Source organism: Nocardiopsis changdeensis (assembly GCF_018316655.1).
Classification (GTDB): domain Bacteria; phylum Actinomycetota; class Actinomycetes; order Streptosporangiales; family Streptosporangiaceae; genus Nocardiopsis; species Nocardiopsis changdeensis.
In genome coordinates, this window is record NZ_CP074133.1 from 3,372,793 (window position 1) to 3,393,585 (window position 20,793).

Below are 20,793 nucleotides of genomic sequence, written 5' to 3' on the forward strand. Positions count from 1 at the left end.
CAGCGGCTTTGAGGGTTCTTGTCCCAGGCCCCGGGGTTCTCCGCGGAAAGTCTCACCCGGGTTTTCAAAGATAGCGTTGAGGGCATGGCTATCGACATCGCACCGGCCGCACGCCCCGTCGAGGCGGACGCCGTCCTGGACCTGCTCCCCGCCCGGCCCCGGCTGCTCGCCCTGGGCGAGCCCGCCCACGGGCAGGACGCCCTGCTCCGGCTGCGCAACGACCTCTTCCGCATCCTCGTCGAGCAGGCGGGGTACCGGACGATCGCGCTGGAGAGCGACTGCCTGAAGGGGCGGATCGTGGACGGGTACGTCACCTCCGGCACGGGCACCCTCGACCGGGCCGTGGAGGAGGGGTTCGGCCACGGGTGGGGCGCTTTCCCGGGCAACCGCGACCTGGTGCGCTGGATGCGCGCCTACAACGAGGGGCGGCCCGCGTCCGAACGGGTCCGCTTCGCCGGGTTCGACGGACCGCTGGAGATCACCGCCGCCGACAGCCCCCGGCGGGCCCTCACCGGGCTCCACGGCCACCTCGCCGCCCGGGTCGGCGCCGACCTGCTCCCGTGCACCGCCGACACGCTCGACCGCCTGCTCGGCGACGACGGCCGATGGACCGACCCCGAGGCCATGATGGACCCGGCCCGGTCGGTGGGGCGCTCCGCCGAGGCCGTCCGGCTGCGGCTGATCGCCGACGACCTGGTGGCGCTGCTCGACGAACAGGCGCCGCGCCTGGTCGCGTCCTCCTCCCGGGAGGAGTGGGAGCGGGCGCGCCAGGACGGGCGCACCGCCCTGGGCCTGCTGCGCTACCACCACTGGATGGCCGACACCTCGCCGGGGCGCATGGGGCGGCTGCTGGGCGTGCGGGACGCCATGATGGCCGCCGAGCTGCTCGCCCTCGCCGAACGCGGACCCGTGCTGGCGAGCGGGCACAACAGCCACTTCCAGCGGCAGGAGAGCACCATGACCCTGTGGCAGGGGCCGGTGCGCTGGTGGAGCGCGGGCGCGCTGGCGGGCACCCGGCTGGGGGAGGAGTACGCGTTCTGGGCCACCGCCGTGGGCGCCATCGGCGACCGGGGGGTGGGCGCCCCGCCCCCGGACACCGTGGAGGGCATGCTGTACGCGCTCCCGGGCGAGCGCTGTGTCGTCGACCCCGCCGGGCTGGCTACCGCCCTCGCCGGCGCGGAGCCCGCCGCCCGGGTGTCCCCGTGGTTCGGCTACGCGCCGCTGGACCCGGCCCACCTGCCCGGCCTGGACGGTCTCGCCTTCGCCCGGGGGACCGCCTAGCGCCTGCTCCCGGAGGCCCTTGTGCGGTGCCGGGCACGGACCGCGGGTTCGCGCGGGCACCGTCTGGCGTTGGGGGCGGCCCTCCGGGAGGATGGCGCGCATGCATCCGGACGGCTGGCACCTCACCGACGACATCGACGTCTTCCTCGACCGGGCCGGGGGCTTCCTGCGCTCGCGCCCGGCCCTGCACACCACACCGCTGACGGCGCTGGAGAAGGCGCGCGCCGGCGGAGCGGGCCCGCCGGGCGCCGACCCGGCCGAGTTCGGGTGGTGGGAGGACGGGGACGGGGTCGGCGCCTTCTTCTACCGCCTCGGGGGCCGCCGCCTGTACCTCTCCGCCGTGTCCCCCGGGCGGGCCGACGCCCTCGCCGCCCGCCTTTCCGGCCTGGGCAGGTCCCTGCCCGGCGTCCTCGCGGACCGGGACACCGCCGCCGCCTTCGCCCGGGCGTGGCAGCGGCGCACGGGCGCGGCGGCCACCCCTGAGGATTGGTGCGTGCGCCTCCACCGGCTGGGCGTCCTGACCGCGCCGGGACCGGTCCCGGCGGGGCGGGCGCGCGTCGCGGGCCCGGGGGACCGCGAGCGGGTCGTGCGCTGGTGCCGGGACTTCTGCGTCGACGTCGGCGAGCAGACCTCCATCGACGCCATCGACGCCGGGAACTGGGCGGACACCCGCTTCGGCGACAAGGGCTTCACCTTCTGGGAGACCCCGGACGGTACGCCGGCCTCCATGGCGGGCACGACCCCGATGGTCGCGGGCATGGTGCGCGTGGACCCCGTCTCCACCCCGGCGCACCTGCGCGGGCGCGGTTACGCGGGCGCCGTCACGGTGGAGGTGAGCCGGGCCGCGCTGGCGGCGGGCGCGACGGACGTGGTGCTGTTCGCCGACCCGGGCAACCCCACCAGCACGGCCCTGTACCGGCGGATCGGGTACGTCCCGCTGGCCGACTTCACCGTGTACGCGTTCTCCTGAAGGGTCCGCGCCCCGGCGCCTCCCGCCGGCCGGCGGCGGTCGGATAAACGTGTTGCCCCGGCGGGCGGCGGGGCCCTAGCGTGTTCCCGCCCTGTTCGCCTACGTGAGGACAACGCGCGCATGACGCCCCCTGCTCTCTGACCCTGACGCTTTTTCGCGCATCGGACGCCGACGGACACCGTCGGCTCTCTTTCCCGTGCACTCCGTCAGGTCTTGAGAGAGATCAGGTTTGTCCTCACCTACTTTTTCCGTGCTGCCCTGGGCCGTGCGGCGCACCCGCCTGCCCCTGCCCGTCCTCACCTGCGTGGACTGCTCCTGTGAGCGCGCCACCACCAAGGACGGCCGGTTCCGCGTCAACGCCAACGGCAAACTGCTCCACGTCTGGCTGCTGGTCAACTGCGTCGGCTGCGACCGGACCGGCAAGCTCATCGTCCATGAGCGCGTCCCGGTCCGCTCGCTGCCCGCGGACCTGCTCGCCGGGTACACCGCCAACTCGGCGGACCTCGTCGCCCGGGTCCTGCTCGACCCGTCGACCGCCCGGCGCAACCGGTTCGCGCTCGACTGGGAGGGCTGCTGGGAGCTCGACGCGCCCCCGGCCCCCGAGGACCCGTGGCCCGTCCGGGTCGAGGTGTCCTTCGAGGACCCCGTGCCGGTCCGCCCCGAACGGCTCATCGCCCAGGCCCTGGGCATCAGTCGCGGCGAGGTCGCCCGCCGTGTCAAGGCGGACTTCCCGCTGAAGCGCAGGACGGCGCAGGACTTCTCGTTCCTGCTGCTGTAGCCCGTGCGGTCGGGGCGGGGCGCCGTGCCCCGCCCCGACCGGCCCCCGTCGGGCGGCCCGGTGCGGCCGCGGGGCCTACAGCCGGGTCGCCCCGGGGCGGGTCCACTGCGGGGTGGGGCGGCCGGTCGGCCCCCAGGTGGGGTTGCCGTCGGCGTCGGTGAACCAGGTCCAGCAGGAGTCCCCGCCCTCGGGCCAGCCCTCGGGCTTGTCCTCCCACGCCTCGCCTCGGCCGTAGGGCGTCATGTCGAGCAGGCCCATGGAGGCGTTGACCCGCTCGCAGCCGCGGCCGGTGGTGGAGTAGGTGAGGAACGTGCGCTCGCCCTCGCGCAGGTAGCAGACGAGGTAGCCCATCTCGCCGCCGACGGGTTCGGGCAGGCCGCGCACCGAGTACCAGGGCTGGGTGTAGCCCATGAACCCGACGAAGGGCTCCACCTCCTCCCAGCGGCCCTCGGTCACGAACGCCAGGGAGACGCCGCGGGCGTTGAGGTAGGAGGCGTCCCGCAGGTGCCAGGCCGCGGTGGTGCAGCCGTAGCACTGGCCCTGGTGGGGCTCCCCGTCGTTCCACATGTGCCTGTAGACCACGAGTTCGTCGCGTCCCTGGAACAGGTCCGTGAACGGGACGGGGCCGTCGGCGCCCGCGACTTCGACGGTCCCGTCGAACTCCACCATGGGCAGGCGGCGGCGGGCGGCGGCGATGGCGTCGCCCTCGCGGGTGTGGGCCTTCTCGCGGAGGAGGAGCTCGTCGCGGGCGGCCTGCCAGGTGGCCTGGTCGACGACGGGCGGGCGGCCGGGGAGCGCGGTGGTGTCCGGGCCGTCGTTGGTGGTCGTCATGGTGTCCTCCGGGTGTCCGGTGCCGGATCGGTCACTACGACTGACCCCTACCCGGGCCGGAACTCATCGCGAGGGGGAGCGCGGTGTTTCTCAGGCGAGGGCGGCGCGGATCCGGGCGAGCCATTCGGTGCCCATCCGGTGCCCGTCGGGGAACCGGTCGTCGCGGTCCCAGCGCCACGTGGCGATCATCGCCGGCACGAGGATCCGGCAGTCGCGCAGCAGGTCGTGGTCGACTCCCGGGTAGTGCGTGCCGACCTCCTCGGGTGCGTGGGCGAGGTCGAACTCGACGGGTCCGGTGCAGCACGTCTCCAGGTCGACGAACAGCGGGCCCTCGCGTGTGGCGAGCAGGTTGCCGGGGTGGGGTTCGCCGTGCAGGAGCTGTTCGGAGCCGCCGCGTTCGCCGACGGTCCTCTTGAGGGTGGCCAGGGTGTCGCCGAGCAGTTCCCGGTCGGGGTCGGTGAGCGCCGGGGTGCGGTCGCGGTCCGCCACGAGCCGCTGGGCGTCCTGGACCCGGTCGGTGAACCGCGGTGCGGGGAGGTCGATGCCGCGCATGCCGGTGTGCAGGCGTTCCAGGGCGTCGGCGTAGTCGGCCGGCGGGACCGCGTGGGAGGTCACGGGTTCGTGGTAGGTCCACAGGGTGACCGTGAAGCCGTCGCGTTCGTGCACGCGCGGCTCCACCCGGGGGTCGAGGGCGGCGACGGGGCAGCCGGCGCCGACGAGCCTTCGTGCGAGGTCGACCTCGAACCGGGCGACCTGATCGGCCGTCGGCGCCACCCGGGCCAGGACGTCGCAGGGCAGCAGCCGGAGGGTGAGCTTGTTCGAGTCGTGGAGGACGACGGCGTCCTGGGCGTCCAGGCCGAGTGAGGAGGCGATCGCGGTGGCCGCGGCCACCGCCCGTGGGAACTGCTCTGCCCGCATGCGGGTCGGTCCTTTCTTCGGTGTTCACATCCGGGCCTTGAGCACGTCGATCTCGCAGCCCGGCGCCGCCGGGTCGAAGCCGTGCCCGACCAGCCAGCGGATCGCCAGCAGGCAGCGCAGGGACCACCACGCGCGGATCAGGTCGGGGTCGACGTCGGCGCCGTAGCCGGCGATGACGTCGTCGAGGTGCTCCTCGTGGCCCAGGGTCAGGACGGCGAGGTCGAACAGGGCGTCGCCCGGTCCCGCCTCGGTCCAGTCGATGACGCCGGTGACCTCGTCGCCGTCGACGAACACGTGGGCGGGTTGCAGGTCGCCGTGGACGAACACCGGTGTCCACGGCCGGAGCGCGGCCTGCGCGAGCCGGCGGTTGTGCGTGACCAGGTCGGCGGGGAGGAGGCCGTCGTCGAGGAGTCGGGCGCACTCGGCGTCCAGGTCGGCCGCGAGCCGGTCGGGGTCCCGGCCGGACCAGGGGGGCGGCGGCGCGTCGTGGAGTGCCCGCACGGCGGCCCCGGCCGCGGCCCACGCCGCCGGTGACGCGGTGGACGGTCGGCCGAGGCGGCCCAGGGGTCGGCCCGGGAGGGCGGCGAGGGCGAGCGCGGGGGGTCTGCGCCACAGGACCTCGGGGGTGGGGATTGGTGCCAGGGCCATCGCCTCGACCTCGGTGTCGGTGCGGCTCTGGTCGGCGTCGATTTTCAGGAACACGTCGCCGACGCGCAGTGTCGCGCAGTCCCGGTGGGCGACGACCACCTCGACCTCTTCCACGTGGAGCATTGTCACAGGGCGCGCTCCGGCGGGGCCAGGGGTTTTTCCGCGTGCGGGGGCCGGCCCCGCCGCGCGGCCACGGGTCGGCCCGGGGCGCGGGGCGGGATGATCCGCCGAACAGCGCTAGGGCGTGTTCGGTGGATGCTTTCGAGCGTTTCGGCGCTTGCGCCGAATGCCGGGAGCGGGCGCGAGGCGATCTCTCGCAAGACGGCCGGCGCAGGTCGGCCCGGGTTCGGCCGTCCGAGCGCAGGCGGCGCGGCAAGAGGCGGCCTCGCGGGCGCGGGGCGGAATGACCCGCTGAAGGGGCGCTAGGGGCGGCGTGTGGCCAGGACGCAGAACTCGTTGCCCTCCGGGTCGGCCAGCACCACCCAGGTGTCCCCCTCGCCCTGGCCCACGTCCGCGCGCCGGGCGCCCAGCCCCAGCAGCCGTTCGACCTCTTCGGCCTGGTCCCGGTCGGTCGGGTTGACGTCGATGTGCAGCCGGTTCTTGACGACCTTGCCCTCCGGTACCCGGGCGAAGGTCAGTACCGGGGGGACCGGTCCGGGCCTCCGGGCGCCCTCGGGGACCTCGGGTGAGCCGATGGAAACGAAGCCGTCCTCCCGCCCCTGCACCTCATAGCCCAGGACCTCGCACCAGAACCTGGCGAGACCCTCCGGATCCGCGCAGTCGAACGCGAGCTCGGTGAACTTGCTGGCCATGTCGGCATCCCTTTCTCCGGCACCGGTGTTCCCGCCCCCACCCTGCCGAAGAACCGTGCGCCGGCGCCATCCATTTGCCGCGCCCCGCCCGGGGTGTTCCTCACCGTGACCTCGACGGGGCCCTCACTCCCTTGGCCGGCGGCGCACTTCTGCACCGGCGGGTCGCGGTTCGCCCGACCATCCGGCCGGCTCCGCCCCCGTCCACCGCCACGACCGGCGCGGCACCGGTCGCTCCCTCCGGCCGGGGCGGCACACCCACTGCCGGGCCGAATCCCACCCCTGACCCGGATCGGGAGCGTCGGGCACGAACCCTGGCTGGAGCGGCGCGGCACCGGCCGCGCCCACCGGCTGGCGGGCCGCGTCCTAGGCCGGGGTGAGGCGCTCTTCCAGGTCCGGGCCCACCGGGTAGAGGCGCTCGGGGGGCAGGAGCCGCCGGGCCTGGTCGGCGCGCCCGCCGCGGACGAGCGCCGCCGCCTTGTGGACCTGCGGGGTGAGGTCGGTGAGGCCGACCACCCAGTCCTCGGCGAACGTGCGGATCAGGTGGCGGCCGATGCCGACCTGGATGCTGTAGTGGTTCAGGGCCGCTCCGCGCAGCGAGCGCTCGGGGTCCCACTGCAGGTGCACGGCGGCCCTGGACAGCTCCTCGGGAGCAGCGGTGGTCGGTACGGCCCGGGACAGCGCCTGCTCCCAGCCCTGCCGGGTCATCCGCACCGCCAGGACGCGTTCCTGCCCCGGTTTGCGGGCCCAGTTGCTGCGGTGCATCAGCCACAGGAACGAGGGCTTGATCCAGGTCATCCGCTGGAACGAGAAGGGGGCGACGAAGCGCCCCGCCCGCAGTGCCGCGTCGGCGATCGCGGGCGGGTACGCCTGGTAGACCACGATGGTGCGGGCGTCGTAGTCGGCGCGGATCCGGTACTGCGTCATGGGCCGCATCCTGTCATCAGCCGTTCCGGCGCGGCCAGCGGTTTACCGCCGTGCGGGCCCGCCCCGGTTCAGCGGCGCCCGCCGAACTCCCAGGGGTGGACCTCGACCTCGGCGTGCCGCTCCCCGTCCAGCACGGTCCGCGCGGCCCCGGCGTCCGCGGCCCGTACCAGCGCCGCCGTCCCCACTCGGACCGTCCCGTCGTCGGACAGCAGCGGCCCGTAGGCGATCAGCGCGTCCCGGTCGTCGGGCACCGCGGTGTCCGGTGCGTCCCCGGTGTTCTCGGGGCCCAGGCCGAGCACCAGGAACAGGTGGCCGTCATCGCCTCCGCCCTCGGCCCGAGGGAAGTCCCACATGGTGCGCCCCAGCAGGTTGCGCCACCGGCGCAGCAGCACGTCCCGGTACGCCCCCGCCTGGTAGTTCGGCTCCGCGAAGGCGAACTCCCGGGCGGCCGCCGCGTCCGGCAGGTCCACGATGTGCACGCTGCCGGTCGGCGTCTCCCCGTCCTCGGCGAACGTCGGCCCGCGCGCGATCATCCCCTCGGCGAACCGGTCCATGTAGGACCAGTGCGCTTCCAGCAATTCTTCGCGCAGGGCCAGGGATCCCCGCCGGTCGCGGTGGTAACAGAAGAACTCCATGGCCTCATTCTTCACGGGAGGCCCACTCCGGGAGCGGCCGGGGTCGCGTGGGGGATACCGGGGAGCGGGCCCTCACCGCGGGAGCCGGTCCAGGAAGTCGGCGACCAGCGGCGCGATGGCCCCCAGGTGGTCCTCCAGGGCGAAGTGCCCGGTGTCGAACAGGTGCAGTTCGGCGTCGGGCACGTCCCGCAGGTACGCCCGCGCGCCCGGCTCCGGGAAGAAGGGGTCCAGGGCGCCCCACGTGATCAGCGTCGGCGGCCGGTGCCCGCGCAGCCACGCCTGCCAGGCCGGGTAGGCGGCCACGTTGTTCTTGTAGTCGAAGGCCAGCGCCAGCTGGGCCCGCTCGCGTCCGGGCCGGTCGAAGAACGCGGCGTCCAGCAGCGGGCCGTCCGGGTCGATCAGCTCCGGTGCGGCCGCTCCGGTCTCGTACTGGCCGCGGATGCCCTGCGGGGTGAGCAGTCCCAGGACGGCCTCCCGTGCGCCGGGGGCGTCCGGTGTCAGGGCGACGAAGTCCCGCGCCCCCTCCGAGAGGCCCTCCTCGTAGGCGTTGCCGTTCTGTACCACCAGGCCGGTGATCCGCTCGGGGTGCCGCAGGGCGTGGCGGAATCCCACTGGCGCCCCGAAGTCGAACATGTAGAGCGCGTACCGCTCCAGTGCCAGCGCGTCGGTGAACGCGTCCACGACGTCGGCCAGGCGGTCGAAGGTGTGGGCGAACCCCTCCGGTTCCCGGGTGCGCCCGAAGCCCGGGTAGTCCGGGGCGATCAGCCGGTACCGCCGCCCCAGGGCGTCGATGAGGCGGCGGAACTGGTGCGAGCCGGACGGGAAGCCGTGCAGGAGCAGCAGGGTCGGGGCGTCCTCGGCGTCGGGGAGGGACTCGCGGTAGAAGACGTCCGCCCCGGCGGCGGTGACGCGGCGGTGGGCGGTCCGGGCGGGGAGTGCGAGCGGCGGGGCGGTGCGAACGGACATGTCACATGCCTTCCTGTGGAGAAGATGCATTAGTTCTACTCCGGAGTCGGCTAATGCGTCAATGTCGCCATGTAGCATTAGCCCATGGACGAGCGCGGACCCCTCACCGGAGAACCCCTGGCCCTGGACCTGGTCAACACCCGGCCCGCGGGCCCGGACGGACGCCGCACGGACCTGATCGCCACCCCCGAGCTGCTGGCCGCCTGGCTGTCCCTGGAGGCGGACCGCCTGCCCGCCGAGGCCCGCGGTTCCGCCACCGCCGCGGACCTGGCCGCCCTGCACGCGGTACGCGCCGACACCGGGGCGGTGGTGGACGCCCTGCTGGAGGGGGCGGCCCCGCCCCGGGCGGCCCTGGCCGGGCTCAACGCCGCCCAGCGCGCCGCGCCGCCCGTGCGCGAACTGCACCGGGACGGCACCGGGGTGAGGGCGGTGACCTGCCGTACCGGCCCGGCGGGGGCGGTGCTGGCGGCGGTGTTCGCCGAGGCCGCTGTGGATCTGGTCACCGGGCCGGGGGCCGCCGGGATCAAGCGGTGCGAAGCCGAGGGTTGCGTGATGCTGTTCCTGCCCGCCCACCCCCGGCGCCGCTGGTGCTCACCCGCCCGCTGCGGCAACCGCGCCCGTGTCGCCCGCTACTACCGGCGCCACAGGGCGGCGCAGGCCGGTTCCGAGCCGTCCTGACCCGGGCGGGCCGCCTGCGTCGGGCGGCGCCGGCCGACTGACACGTCCGGGCCCCGGGCGCGCTGCCGGTGATCGCGGCCACCGGGCAAGACTCCGCGGCAGGGCGTCCCGGTGGAGCCGCCCCCAGGGCAGGCCGCCGGTCCCGGGCATCGGCTGATCCGGAACCCGCCTTGCGGCGCTCCGGATCCGCACCCGCGAAAGCGGGCGTACCGCCACGAACCCCTCCAGGGAACCGGCGTCGGCTCCGTTCCACCGCGGAACCCGGCACGAAATGGGGACGATGGGCACCGTCATCCCGACCCGCGGTCACGAAGGAGCACCACCATGGCCAACACCGTTCTGGACGTCACCGACGCGGACTTCGAAGCGAAGGTCGTCGAAGCACAGGGACCCGTTCTGGCGGTCTTCCGGGCCGAGTGGAGCGCGGTGTGCAGGGCGCTGGACCCGGTCCTGGCCGAGGTCGCCAAGGAGTACGCGGACCGGGTGACCGTCGCCCGGCTCGACATCGACCGGAGCCCCGAGACGCCTCCCAAGTACGACATCACGGCGATCCCCACCCTGCACGTCTTCAATGGCGGGAACATCGTCGCCACCCGGATCGGGCCCGCCTCCAAGAACAACGTGGTCGACCTGATCACACCGCACCTGTGACACCCGCCCCGGACCGGGCCCCGCGGCCCCACCGGGGGCGGGGCCCGGTCCGCTCCCGCCGTCCGTGGGGGCGCGACCGTCCGGGGCGCGGTGTCGGCGGGGGCCGGTAGCGTTCCCGCATGAGTTACGCGCTGACGACCTACGTGGTCGACCTCGACGTCCTGCACGCCTCCGTGGGTTCGGGGGACGACAAGCTGCGGCGGATGATCGGCGGCCGGTTCAAGCAGCACCTGGAGCACTTCGACGCCCAGTTCTCCGGCCTGGACCTCCTCCCCGTCCGCGACGCGATCCGCGCGGTCATCGAGGGCGGGCCCTTCGAGCCGGACCAGGGCACCATGTACAACTACGCGTACAAGTGGATCTGCGAGTTCCACGGCCGCTACCTGGACAACAACGACTTCTCCCCGATGCGGGCCGGGTGGCCCGAGACCGTCGACGAGGGGCTCGGGGCGGTGGGGGTGACCGCGGTGAGCGTCGCGGAGTTCGGCTACGGCCGCGCGCCCGATCCGGTCCCCGCGCCCTCGGACTTCGTCCCCGGCTACGGCGAGTGGAGCACCGAGCGGTGCCGCAAGGCCCTGGAGCAGTGGGGCGCCGCCGACGACGGGTCCAAGGCCGCGCTCGACCCCGATGTCCTCCAGGCCGCCGAGTCCTGCATGGGGTGGTGCCGGGCCGCCGACGCGGCCGGCCGGGGCGTGGCGGGCTTCTTCAGTTGACCGGAGCGCGGCCCGGCGGCGCGCCCCTCCTGCCGCCGCCCCCTCCGGGGCCCTCGCCCTTCCTGCTGCGGCTGTGGGAGGAGGCCGACCTGCCCCTGGTCGTGGCGGCGGCCGCCGACCCCTACACCGTCAGCGTCACCACGCTCCCCGACCCCTGTGACGAGGCCGCCGCCCGCCGGTACATCGAGAGCCGGGCGCTGGTGCTCTCCCGCGGGGTCGGCGTTCCTCTGGTGATCGCCGACACCCGCACCGGGCGCGGGGTCGGCGGGATCACCCTGTCGCTGCGCGACGCGGCCGAGGGCCGCGGCTCCCTCGGCTACTGGGTGGCCCCGGGCTACCGGGGGTGCGGTGCCGCCGCCCACGCCCTGCGCCTGGCCTCCGCCTGGGCGCACGACGCCCTGGGGGTGCCCCGGCTGGAGCTGGCGATCGAGCCGTGGAACACCGGGTCGCTGCGGGTGGCCGGGGCCGCCGGGTTCCGCCGGGAGGGCCTGATGCGCCGGTGGCAGGAGATCGGCGGCGAGCGCCGCGACCTGTACCTGTACGCCCGCCTGGCCGGGGACCCCCGCCCCTGACCGGCCGTCCCCCGCGCGGCCTTCGCCGGACGGGACCCGCGGAAGGGCCGCCGGGGGAACCGGATTGTGCCGCGGGCGGGGGAGGGGTGTCATAGGGGGCATGGACCTGACGACCTCCCTGCCCGCGTTCCTCGTCGCCGTGGTGCTCATCTCCGCCTCCCCCGGACCCGCGATGGTGCTGATCATGCGCCGTGCCGCGCTGCGCGGCCTGCCCGGGGCCGTGCCCACGGTCCTGGGCCTGGAGGCGGGCCTGTACGTGTGGGCGCTGTGCGTCGGCGCCGGCCTGGCCGCCCTGGTGGCGGCCTCCGAGGCCGCCTACCTCGTCCTGCGCGTGGCCGGTGCGGCCTTCCTGCTGTACCTGGGGGTGAAGGCGCTGCTGTCCGCCCGGCGCGGCCCCGCCGAGGCCGGCCCCGTCGACGCGCACCCGCCGCGGGAGGCGGCCCGGGCCTGGTGGCGGGCCTTCGGGGAGGGGTTCCTGGTGATGCTGGCCAACCCCAAGGCCGCCGCGTTCATGGTCGCGTTCTATCCGCAGTTCGTCCCGGCGGACCGGCCGCTGTTCGCTACGACCGCCCTGCTGGCGCTGCTCCAGGTGGCGGTGGAGATCGTCCTGTACCTGGGGCTGGCCGCCGTGGTCGGCCGGGCGGGGGAGTGGTTCCGGCGCCCGGCCGTCCGCCGCTGGTCGGACGCCGTCAGCGGGACGGTGCTGGTCGGCCTGGGCGTCCGGATGGCCGTCCACGGCCGCTGACGCGGGCGGCCCCGGCCCCCGTGCGGGGGCCGGGGCCGCGGGGGCCTCTCAGGCGGCGGTGCGCAGGTCGCGCGGCTCGGCCTCGGGCAGGCCGCGCTCGCAGGTCCCGCACTCGGCGCGGCGGCGCACCGCGTAGGCCGCCACCGCCGTGGCCAGGGCCACGCCCCACACCGCCATCGACATGAAGATCGCGGTGTGCAGCGCCGACGAGCTCGTCATGCCCACCTGGTCCAGGGCGAACTGCACGATGACGCTGCGCCCCATGGCGATCAGCGCGACCGCGACCGCGGTCGCCGGGACCACCGCCAGCGCCACCGGCACCCGGCGGCCCGCCAGGCCGACCATCCAGAACGGGAACCGCACGCCCCAGCGCTGCACCAGCCCCAGCATCAGCACGGCGCCGACCACTCCCGCCGAGCCCAGGCCCACGCCGATGAACAGGGTGCCCGGGTCGGCCCGCAGCTCCTCGGCGAAGCCCTCGCCCATGCCCGGGGTGATGCCGAACAGCCAGGGGAACCGGATCGACGGGTAGAGCAGGGCGCTCAGGCAGGCGACCAGAACCGCGATCCGGCCCACCCGCAGCGCCCGCACCCGGGTGGCGTGCTCGGCGTGCGGGGTCCAGCCGTGGGCGCGTCCGCAGTCCTGGCAGGCGCCGCGCGCGGCCCGCAGGGCCGAGAGCCCGGCCACCGCCCACAGCGCCGCGCCCGCGGCGAAGAAGAACAGGCCCAGGTTCTCCGGCAGCATCACCTGGGTGATCCACTTCCCGGCCAGGCCGGGCACGAACCAGCCCGCCACCGGCATGATCATCGTGTACCCCAGGAACGCCAGCAGGCTCCCGGTCACGAACAGCGCCACCACGGCCGCCGACAGGCCCCAGGCGGTGTAGGCCACCGCCCGGCCGCCGCGGCCCGGGCGCATCATCAGCAGGGCGGTCGCGGTGCCCGCGGCCCCCAGGGCCAGGGTGGTCCAGGCGGCCGCGCCGGCGCCCCAGCGCCCGTACAGGGAGCCGAACCCGTCGCCGTCGGGGACCCCCGGCGGCAGCAGGCCGGCGGCCCAGCCCAGGCCCAGGGCGAGGGCGACCGCGGACCAGGCCAGGACGGCCCAGGTGATCGGTGCGGTCCGGGCGGCGGACGCGGTCCCGGGTGCGGCGGGGGGTGCCGAGGTGTTCACGGCGTGCTCCTCACAGGCGTGCGGTGTCTTCTCCACCAAGCCTGTCGGCGCGGGGGCGGGTGATCCTCACCTGCGCGGGGGAGCCGCCTCCCCCGTCCGGGGGAGGGTGCCGCGCCGAGGGCCCCGCGCCCGGGGGACCGGGGGCGGGGCCGTGGGAGCGGTGGGGCCGGGGTCAGCCGCGGGAGGCCTGGTGGGCCTTCTCCAGGGCGGAGGCGAACACCTCCACCGGCTGGGCGCCGGACACCCCGAAGGCGCGGTCGATCACGAAGAACGGCACCCCGGTCGCGCCCAGCCGCCGGGCGGCGTCGATGTCGGCGTTCACCTCGGCGGTGTAGGCGTCCCCGGCCAGTACCTCGCGGGCCTCGGCCTCCTCCAGGCCGATCTCCACGGCGATCCTCACCAGGGTCTCGGGGTCGGAGAGGTCCTCGGCCCGCACCAGCTGGGCGTTCATGAACGCCTCGTGGGCGGCGTCGCCCAGGCCCCGGCTCTGGGCCAGGTGGACCAGGCGGTGGGCGTCGAAGGTGTTGACCATGACGCCGGAGGCGAAGTCGTACTCCAGCCCCTCCTCGGCGGCGACCCGGGTGACCTGCTCGGTCATGGCGCGCACCTGCTCGCGCGGGGCGCCCATCTTCTTGGACAGCGCGTCGTAGACGGGGATGCTCTCGCCCTGGGCGAAGCCGGGGTCGAGCTGGAAGCTGCGCCAGGTGACCTCGACCTCGTCGGCGTGCGCGAAGGACTCCAGCGCCCTCTCGAAGCGGCGCTTGCCGATGTAGCACCACGGGCAGACGATGTCGGACCAGATCTCTACCTGCACGGAACGAACTCCCCACTCACCAGCACACGCCGTCCGAGCACGCGGGCGCGTCCTCGGTCCCCACCGTCACCAGGCCCGTGACCATGGCCAGGGGCGGTGTCGCGGGCGGTGCCGGGTCCGCGGGGGCGGCCTCGCGCCCGTCGGTGGTGCCGGTGGCCTGCTGCGGCGCGGTCCGCTCGGTGTCCTGCTCGTCCACGACGCCCCCTTACTTACATATTGTGCGTAACCACATTATCAGTGAGTATGGGGGAGTCGCAGGTCAGGGACAAGGAGGCACTTCAATGTCCGCAACGAACACCCGTGTTCCCCCGGGGGAGGGTGTCGGCCCCGCCGTGAACCCCGACGACTGCCCGGTCCGGGAGGTCCTGGACCGCATCGGCGACAAGTGGAGCGTGCTCGTCATCGTGCTGCTGGGGCGGCGCACCCACCGCTACAGCGAGCTGCACCGCACCATCGACGGCATCAGCCAGCGCATGCTCACCCTCACCCTGCGCGCCCTGGTGCGCGACGGCCTGGTGGAGCGCACCGCCCACGCCAGCGTCCCCCCGCGGGTGGAGTACTCCCTCACCGGTCTGGGCCGCACCCTGCTCGAACCCCTGACCGCGCTGGACCGGTGGGCCGTCGAGCACCGGGAGGACGTCCGGGCCGCCCGCGAACGCCACGATCGCGAACGGCCCGGGGCTTAGGACGGCTCCGGCGGGTCATCCCGGTCGCGGCCGCCTGTGCCCAGGGGGCCGACCCCGACGAACGCTCCCGGCACTCGGGGCGGGCGCCGGGCCTCTCCTTGAGCGCGGTCGGCGAACGGGGATTCCGACGCAGGCTCCAGGGTTCCCGCCGGCGCGGCCCGTCAGGCCGCGGTCCGGCGGGGCCTCAGGCGCCGCCGGTGCGGCGGGCGCTGCGCGCCGCGTCAGCCTCGCGGGCCGTCCGCACCAGTGCGCGCACCCGCTCCGAGGTCGCCTCGCCGGGGCACACGACCGCCACCCACCCCTGGGCCGCGTACAGCGGGTGGGCGATGATCCGGTCCGCCTGCGAGGGGTCCGTGCCGTCGGCGTGCTCGGCGTGCGCGGCCGGCGGGTACCCCACCAGCTCCTCGAACAGCTCCCGCCCCACAGCGATGTTCACCCGGAACACGCCGGGCCGGTCCAGCCGGGAGGCGGTGTCGAACCCGGGGTAGTCCGAGGCCACCACCGTCGCGAACGGCATGTTCCGGCGCCGGGCGGGGTCGCCGCCGGGCTCGTGGAAGAAGAACACGTCCCCCCACGCCGCCTCCGGCGCCCCGTTCTCGGAGCCGGCCCGCACGGTGCCCACCTCCGGCAGTCCTTCGATGAACGCGATGATCTCGTCCTGGGTCATGGCAGGCCCCTTCCGGTCGGTCCACGGGCCCCGGTCGGCGGCCCGTACCTTCCATCGTGGCCTTGAACTCCTTTCGGAACCCCGGAGCCGCGTTCACCCCGTGGAACAGGGGGTGCGGTCCCCGAAACCCTCCAAACGCGGACCAGGGCGCCCGGTCAGTCCAGCGCCCAGGCGGGCAGCGCCTCCACCCGGTCGGCCCACCTCGGGGCCGCCGCCGGGTCCGCGCCCAGCACCCCGCCCACGATCGCGGCCACGGTGTCCATGTCGCCGCCCGGCGCGACCGCGGCCCACAGCGCCGGCTCCAGCGGCGCGCGCAGGTGCTTGGCCGCCACCCACAGCGCGAACGGCACCGTGTCCAGGGCCCGCACCCGCGAGCCGTTGCCCAGCCGGTGGGCCGCGCCCACGGGCTCGGGCACGATGAGCAGCGCTCGCGCGGCCCGCACCCCCTCCCGCAGCGCGCCCCGGGGCAGCAGGTCGGCCACCCAGCCCAGGAACGTCCCCGGAGCCCCCGCCTCGCCCCGTGCCACCAGGGCGGCGGCCACCGCCACCGCGACCGCCCCGTCCACCGCCTCGGGGTGGGTGTGGGTGACGCGCGCGCTCACCGCCGCCCACCCGGCCGCGGCCCCGGGGTCGTCGGCGAAGAACGCGCCCAGCGGGGCCACCCGCATCGCCGCGCCGTTGCCCCACGACCCGGCCCCGTCGAACAAGCCCGCCGCCAGGTCCTGGTGGTCGGCGCCCTCGCGCACCAGCCGCAGCAGGCGGCCGGTGGCGGGCCCGTACCCGCGGTCGAAGTCGTGGTGGGCGGCGAAGGACCCCGCCAGCCGGTCGGCGTCCACCTCCCCGTGCCGGACGACCTCCCGGTACACCGACGCGGCCATCTCGGTGTCGTCGGTCCACGACCACACCCCCTCGGGCAGCTCCCGGGCGCGGTGCCGGAACCGGTTGCCGGGCACGAAGAACTGGGAGCCGAAGGCGTCGCCCACGGCCAGGGCGGACAGGCTGGACAGTGCGCGGCGGGCGCGCTCGGAGGCGTCGAAGGAGAGCGGAGAGGTGGTCATCGCCCGCCATCCTCCCCCACCCGCGCCCTCCCGAACAGGGTGTGACCGAGGTCCCACCGGGGCCCGCGACCCCGCCCACGCTCGCACTATGCCCCCATCACTCGGCTCCCACCTGCGGTGACAGCACAACGAAACATGCCCGACACCATCGCCCAACGCCCGGGTAACACCTCGGAGGTTGCCTGAAACGCAACCGCACCGGGAGGAACACCCCCATGGAAGAACTCGTCGTCATCGGCAACGGCATGGTCGGCCACCGACTCGTCGAGGCCCTGCGCGACCGCGACGCGGCGGGCCACTGGCACATCACCGTCGTGGGCGAGGAGCCCCGCACCGCCTACGACCGCGTCGCCCTGTCCTCCTACTTCGACGGCGCCACCGCCGAGGACCTGTCCCTGGGCGACCTGTCCGGCCCCGCCGTGGACGTGCACGTCGACGAGCGGGCCACCGCCGTCGACCGCGCCGCCCGCACCGTCACCACGGCCTCGGGGCGCACCCTGGCCTACGACCGGCTCGTCCTGGCCACCGGCTCCAGCCCCTTCGTGCCTCCCGTGCCCGGACACGACCTGCCCGGCTGCCACGTCTACCGCACCATCGAGGACCTGGACGCCATCACCGCGGCCGCCCGCGCCGGGGCCCGCACCGGCGTCGTCATCGGCGGCGGCCTGCTGGGCCTGGAGGCCGCCAACGCCCTGCGCCTGCTGGGCATGGACGCCCACGTCGTGGAACTCGCGCCCCACCTGATGCCCGCCCAGATCGACGAGGGCGCCGGATCGCTGCTCGCCGGGCTCGTCTCCGACCTGGGCGTGCACGTCCACACCGGCGCCGCCTCCACCGCCGTGGAGGCCGGCCCCGACGGCCGCGCCGCCCGCCTGCTCCTGGCCGACGGCACCCGCCTGGACACCGACCTGGTCGTCTTCTCCGTGGGCATCCGGCCCCGCGACGAGCTCGCCCGCGCCGCCGGACTGGACGTGGGCGAACGCGGCGGCATCACCGTCGACGACACCTGCACCACCTCCGACGCCCGCATCCACGCCATCGGCGAGGCCGCCTGCCACCGCGGCACCGTCTACGGGCTCATCGCCCCCGGCAACGCCATGGCCGAGGTCCTGGCCGACCGCCTCGTCGGCGGACGGGCCACCTTCACCGGCGCCGACACCTCCACCAAGCTCAAGCTGCTGGGCGTGGACGTGGCCAGCTTCGGCGACGCCCACGGCCGCACCGCCGACTGCCTGGACGTGGTGGTCAACGACGCCGCCACCGGCCGCTACGCCAAACTCGTCCTGTCCGACGACGCCACCACCCTGCTGGGCGGCGTCCTGGTGGGCGACGCCACCGCCTACGCCACCCTGCGCCCCCTGGTGGGCTCGCCCCTGCCCGGCGACCCGCTGGCCCTGATCACCCCCCAGGGCGAGGCCCTGGGCGCCGACGCCCTGCCCGACTCGGCGCAGATCTGCTCCTGCAACGCCGTCACCAAGGGCGCCATCGCCCAGGCCATCTGCGACGGCAACCACGACGTCCCCGCCCTGAAGGCGTGCACCCGCGCCGGCACCAGCTGCGGCTCGTGCGTGCCCATGCTCAAGAACCTCCTGGACAAGGCCGGGATCGCCCAGTCCAAGGCCCTGTGCGAGCACTTCGCCCACTCCCGGGCCGAGCTGCTGGAGATCGTCCGCGCCACCGGCATCACCACGTTCTCGGCCCTCATCGAGGCCCACGGCACCGGCGCCGGCTGCGACATCTGCAAGCCCGCCGTCGCCTCCATCCTGGCGTCCCTGGGCAACGGCCACATCCTGGAGGGGGAGCAGGCCTCCCTCCAGGACACCAACGACCGCCACCTGGCCAACATGCAGCGCAACGGCACCTACTCCGTCGTGCCGCGCATCCCGGGCGGGGAGATCACCCCCGACAAGCTCATCGTCATCGGCGAGGTCGCCCGCGACTTCGGCCTCTACACCAAGATCACCGGCGGCCAGCGCATCGACCTGTTCGGCGCCCGCCTGGAGCAGCTGCCCGCGATCTGGACCCGCCTGGTCGAGGCCGGGTTCGAGTCCGGGCACGCCTACGGCAAGTCGCTGCGGACCGTGAAGTCCTGTGTGGGCACCACCTGGTGCCGCTACGGCGTCCAGGACTCCGTGGGGCTGGCCATCCGCCTGGAGGAGCGCTACCGGGGCCTGCGCTCGCCCCACAAGCTCAAGTCCGCCGTCTCCGGGTGCGCCCGCGAGTGCGCCGAGGCCCGCGGCAAGGACTTCGGGATCATCGCCACCGAGCACGGCTGGAACCTGTACGTGGGCGGCAACGGCGGGTTCACCCCCCGCCACGCCGACCTGCTCGCCTCGGACCTGGACGAGCCCACCCTCATCCGCTACATCGACCGGTTCCTGATGTTCTACATCCGCACCGCCGACCGCCTCCAGCGCACCGCCGCCTGGATCGAGGCCCTGGACGGCGGCCTGGACCACCTGCGCGAGGTCGTCGTGGAGGACTCCCTGGGCATCGCCGCCGACCTGGAGGCCGCCATGGACCGCCACGTCGCCTCCTACACCGACGAGTGGGCCGCCGTCCTGGCCGACCCCGACAAGCTGGCCCGCTTCCAGTCCTTCGCCAACGCCCCCGACACCCCCGACCCCACCATCGCCTTCACCACCACCCGCGACCAGCCCGTCCCCGCCGCGCCCGTCGGGCTCGGCATCCCCACCCTGCGCACCCGGGAGAACGCATGACCGCCTACGCCACCGAGGCCGCCCACCCGGCCGCCGAGGACACCGGCTCCGCCTGGACCGCCGCCTGCCCCAGCGCCCGGCTGCGCCCCGACGACGGCGTCGCCGTCCTGCTGCCCGGCGGCCGCCAGGCCGCCCTGTTCCGCACCCGCACCGGGGAGCTGTACGCCGTCGACAACATCGACCCCTTCACCGGGGCCGCCGTCCTGTCCCGCGGCATCGTCGGCGACCGCGCCGGCGAGCCCACCGTCGCCTCGCCCCTGCTCAAGAACGTCTTCTCGCTGCGCACCGGCCGCAGCCTGGACGACCCGGACGTGGCCCTGGACACCTGGGCCGTCCACGACGACGGCACCACCGTGCGCATCGGCGCCCGGGCCCGTACGGAGGGAGCCACATGACCACCGCCCCGCCGCTCACCCCCGGCCCGCGCACCCCGAGCCCGCCCACCACCGCGCCCCTGGCCGGGTTCACCGTCGCCGTCACCGCGGCCCGCCGTGCCGACGAGCTCTCCGCCCTGCTGCGCCGCAAGGGCGCCCAGGTGATCGCCGCCCCGGCGCTGCGCATCGTCCCCCTGAGCGACGACCAGCGCCTGGCCGCGGTCTCCGACGACCTGGTCCGCCGCCCCGCCGACGTCGTCGTCGCCACCACCGGCATCGGCTTCCGCGGCTGGGTGGAGGCCTGCGAGACCTGGGGCACCGTCGACGGCCTGCTGGACTCCCTGCGCGCCTCGCGCCTGCTCGCCCGCGGCCCCAAGGCCAAGGGCGCCATCCGCGCCGCCGGGCTCACCGAGGAGTGGTCCCCGCCCTCGGAGTCCTCCGCCGAGGTCCTGGACTACCTCCTGCAGCGCGGCGTCCAGGGGCTGCGCGTGGCCATCCAGCTGCACGGCGAGCCCCTGCCCGACTTCACCGCCGCCCTGCGCCTGGCCGGGGCCGACGTCGTGGAGATCCCCGTCTACCGGTGGACCCAGCCCGAGCAGACCGGCCCCCTGGACCGGCTCATCGAGGCGATCACCTGCGGGGGAGTGGACGCCGTCACCTTCACCAGCGCCCCGGCCGCCGCCGGGCTGCTCGCCCGCGCCCGCGCGACCGGCCACGGCGACGCCCTCGTCCAGGCCCTGCGCCGCGACGTGCTGGCCATGTGCGTGGGCCCGGTCACCGCCCGCCCGCTCATGGCCCAGGACATCCCCACCACCTGGCCCGAGCGCGCCCGGATCGGCGCCCAGGTGCGGTCCCTGGCCGAGGAGCTGCCCGCGCGCTTCCCGACCCTGGCCGTGGCCGGGCACCGGCTGCGCCTGCGCGGCCACGCGGTCCTGGTCGACGGCACCGTCCACACCCTCTCGCCCACCCTCATGCGGCTCATGCGCGCCCTGGCCCACCGCCCCGGCCAGGTCCAGGACCGCACCCGCCTGCTCACCTGCCTGGGGGAGGACGCCGACGCCCACGCCGTGGAGACCGCCGTGGCGCGGCTGCGCACCGCGCTGGGCGACCCCAAGATCATCCAGACGGTCGTCAAGCGCGGCTACCGGCTGGCCCTGGACGACACCCCCGGATGCGAGTGAG

General features: G+C 75.1%; 24 protein-coding genes. 12 read left to right on the plus strand and 12 right to left on the minus strand.

What is annotated here, in order from left to right:
• Positions 1 to 84 precede the first annotated feature (84 nt).
• The 3 genes from KGD84_RS15210 (at position 85) to KGD84_RS15220 (ending at position 3,029) form a co-directional block, all read left to right on the plus strand.
• Positions 85 to 1,281 (plus strand): erythromycin esterase family protein, encoded by a 1,197-nt coding sequence (locus tag KGD84_RS15210; protein WP_220561008.1) that lies wholly within the window; start codon positions 85 to 87, stop codon positions 1,279 to 1,281.
• Positions 1,282 to 1,381: 100 nt separating this feature from the next.
• Positions 1,382 to 2,251 (plus strand): GNAT family N-acetyltransferase, encoded by an 870-nt coding sequence (locus KGD84_RS15215; RefSeq protein ID WP_255646569.1) that lies wholly within the window; start codon positions 1,382 to 1,384, stop codon positions 2,249 to 2,251.
• 250 nt (positions 2,252 to 2,501) lie between these two features.
• Positions 2,502 to 3,029, plus strand: a complete 528-nt coding sequence (locus KGD84_RS15220) for a DUF1062 domain-containing protein (protein ID WP_220561009.1) — start codon at positions 2,502 to 2,504, stop codon at positions 3,027 to 3,029.
• 75 nt (positions 3,030 to 3,104) lie between these two features.
• Here the strand turns inward: KGD84_RS15220 and KGD84_RS15225 are convergent, their stop codons facing one another.
• From KGD84_RS15225 to KGD84_RS15255, 7 genes are all read right to left on the minus strand, one after another.
• Entirely contained in the window at positions 3,105 to 3,860 is a 756-nt protein-coding gene (locus tag KGD84_RS15225) for a DUF899 family protein (protein WP_220561010.1), read from the minus strand.
• 90 nt (positions 3,861 to 3,950) lie between these two features.
• Positions 3,951 to 4,778, minus strand: coding sequence for a phosphotransferase (locus KGD84_RS15230; protein WP_220561011.1), 828 nt, complete (start codon positions 4,776 to 4,778; stop codon positions 3,951 to 3,953).
• Positions 4,779 to 4,802: 24 nt separating this feature from the next.
• Positions 4,803 to 5,540, minus strand: coding sequence for a phosphotransferase (locus tag KGD84_RS15235; protein WP_370634502.1), 738 nt, complete (start codon positions 5,538 to 5,540; stop codon positions 4,803 to 4,805).
• A gap of 308 nt (positions 5,541 to 5,848) precedes the next feature.
• Positions 5,849 to 6,238: a VOC family protein gene (locus tag KGD84_RS15240; protein WP_220561014.1), complete on the minus strand. Its 390-nt coding sequence runs from the start codon at positions 6,236 to 6,238 to the stop codon at positions 5,849 to 5,851.
• A gap of 363 nt (positions 6,239 to 6,601) precedes the next feature.
• The gene (locus KGD84_RS15245; RefSeq protein ID WP_277615508.1) at positions 6,602 to 7,162 is read right to left on the minus strand and encodes a DUF4291 domain-containing protein; all 561 of its coding nucleotides are present in this window, start codon (positions 7,160 to 7,162) and stop codon (positions 6,602 to 6,604) included.
• Positions 7,163 to 7,230: 68 nt separating this feature from the next.
• Positions 7,231 to 7,797 (minus strand): YciI family protein, encoded by a 567-nt coding sequence (locus tag KGD84_RS15250; protein WP_220561016.1) that lies wholly within the window; start codon positions 7,795 to 7,797, stop codon positions 7,231 to 7,233.
• Positions 7,798 to 7,869: 72 nt separating this feature from the next.
• Entirely contained in the window at positions 7,870 to 8,763 is an 894-nt protein-coding gene (locus KGD84_RS15255) for an alpha/beta fold hydrolase (RefSeq protein WP_255646570.1), read from the minus strand.
• Between the two features lie 84 nt (positions 8,764 to 8,847).
• Between KGD84_RS15255 and KGD84_RS15260 the strand changes: the two genes are divergently transcribed.
• The 5 genes from KGD84_RS15260 (at position 8,848) to KGD84_RS15280 (ending at position 12,122) form a co-directional block, all read left to right on the plus strand.
• Positions 8,848 to 9,441, plus strand: a complete 594-nt coding sequence (locus KGD84_RS15260; protein ID WP_220561018.1) for a CGNR zinc finger domain-containing protein — start codon at positions 8,848 to 8,850, stop codon at positions 9,439 to 9,441.
• Positions 9,442 to 9,765: 324 nt separating this feature from the next.
• Positions 9,766 to 10,092 (plus strand): thioredoxin family protein, encoded by a 327-nt coding sequence (locus KGD84_RS15265; protein ID WP_220561019.1) that lies wholly within the window; start codon positions 9,766 to 9,768, stop codon positions 10,090 to 10,092.
• A 119-nt stretch (positions 10,093 to 10,211) separates the two neighbouring features.
• Positions 10,212 to 10,805 carry a DUF7691 family protein gene (locus KGD84_RS15270; RefSeq protein ID WP_220561020.1) on the plus strand — a complete coding sequence of 198 codons (594 nt, stop codon included), beginning with the start codon at positions 10,212 to 10,214 and terminating at the stop codon, positions 10,803 to 10,805.
• Positions 10,802 to 11,377, plus strand: coding sequence for a GNAT family N-acetyltransferase (locus tag KGD84_RS15275; protein WP_220561021.1), 576 nt, complete (start codon positions 10,802 to 10,804; stop codon positions 11,375 to 11,377). The genes KGD84_RS15270 and KGD84_RS15275 overlap by 4 nt, the downstream gene beginning before the upstream one ends.
• A gap of 100 nt (positions 11,378 to 11,477) precedes the next feature.
• On the plus strand, positions 11,478 to 12,122 hold the full coding sequence (locus tag KGD84_RS15280; protein WP_220561022.1) for a LysE family translocator: 645 nt from the start codon (positions 11,478 to 11,480) through the stop codon (positions 12,120 to 12,122).
• Positions 12,123 to 12,170: 48 nt separating this feature from the next.
• Here the strand turns inward: KGD84_RS15280 and KGD84_RS15285 are convergent, their stop codons facing one another.
• The 3 genes from KGD84_RS15285 to KGD84_RS15295 form a co-directional block, all read right to left on the minus strand.
• On the minus strand, positions 12,171 to 13,292 hold the full coding sequence (locus tag KGD84_RS15285) for a hypothetical protein (RefSeq protein ID WP_255646571.1): 1,122 nt from the start codon (positions 13,290 to 13,292) through the stop codon (positions 12,171 to 12,173).
• A gap of 172 nt (positions 13,293 to 13,464) precedes the next feature.
• Entirely contained in the window at positions 13,465 to 14,106 is a 642-nt protein-coding gene (locus KGD84_RS15290; protein WP_220561023.1) for a DsbA family oxidoreductase, read from the minus strand.
• A 16-nt stretch (positions 14,107 to 14,122) separates the two neighbouring features.
• Positions 14,123 to 14,302: a hypothetical protein gene (locus tag KGD84_RS15295; RefSeq protein WP_220561024.1), complete on the minus strand. Its 180-nt coding sequence runs from the start codon at positions 14,300 to 14,302 to the stop codon at positions 14,123 to 14,125.
• Between the two features lie 85 nt (positions 14,303 to 14,387).
• On the opposite strand from KGD84_RS15295, the gene KGD84_RS15300 reads away from it, so the two are divergent.
• Positions 14,388 to 14,792, plus strand: coding sequence for a winged helix-turn-helix transcriptional regulator (locus KGD84_RS15300; RefSeq protein ID WP_220561025.1), 405 nt, complete (start codon positions 14,388 to 14,390; stop codon positions 14,790 to 14,792).
• Between the two features lie 184 nt (positions 14,793 to 14,976).
• Here the strand turns inward: KGD84_RS15300 and KGD84_RS15305 are convergent, their stop codons facing one another.
• Both KGD84_RS15305 and KGD84_RS15310 read right to left on the minus strand, forming a co-directional pair.
• Positions 14,977 to 15,459: a DUF6194 family protein gene (locus tag KGD84_RS15305; RefSeq protein ID WP_220561026.1), complete on the minus strand. Its 483-nt coding sequence runs from the start codon at positions 15,457 to 15,459 to the stop codon at positions 14,977 to 14,979.
• A gap of 155 nt (positions 15,460 to 15,614) precedes the next feature.
• Positions 15,615 to 16,517: an ADP-ribosylglycohydrolase family protein gene (locus tag KGD84_RS15310; protein WP_220561027.1), complete on the minus strand. Its 903-nt coding sequence runs from the start codon at positions 16,515 to 16,517 to the stop codon at positions 15,615 to 15,617.
• A 215-nt stretch (positions 16,518 to 16,732) separates the two neighbouring features.
• Between KGD84_RS15310 and nirB the strand changes: the two genes are divergently transcribed.
• From nirB to KGD84_RS15325, 3 genes are read left to right on the plus strand one after another with little or no spacing between them, the layout of a single operon-like run.
• A complete protein-coding gene (gene nirB / locus KGD84_RS15315; protein WP_220561028.1) occupies positions 16,733 to 19,237 on the plus strand; it encodes a nitrite reductase large subunit NirB in 2,505 nt (834 codons plus the stop codon).
• The gene (gene nirD, locus KGD84_RS15320) at positions 19,234 to 19,632 is read left to right on the plus strand and encodes a nitrite reductase small subunit NirD (protein WP_220561030.1); all 399 of its coding nucleotides are present in this window, start codon (positions 19,234 to 19,236) and stop codon (positions 19,630 to 19,632) included. The genes nirB and nirD overlap by 4 nt, the downstream gene beginning before the upstream one ends.
• Positions 19,629 to 20,792, plus strand: a complete 1,164-nt coding sequence (locus tag KGD84_RS15325) for a uroporphyrinogen-III synthase (RefSeq protein WP_220561031.1) — start codon at positions 19,629 to 19,631, stop codon at positions 20,790 to 20,792. The genes nirD and KGD84_RS15325 overlap by 4 nt, the downstream gene beginning before the upstream one ends.
• Position 20,793 lies beyond the last annotated feature (1 nt).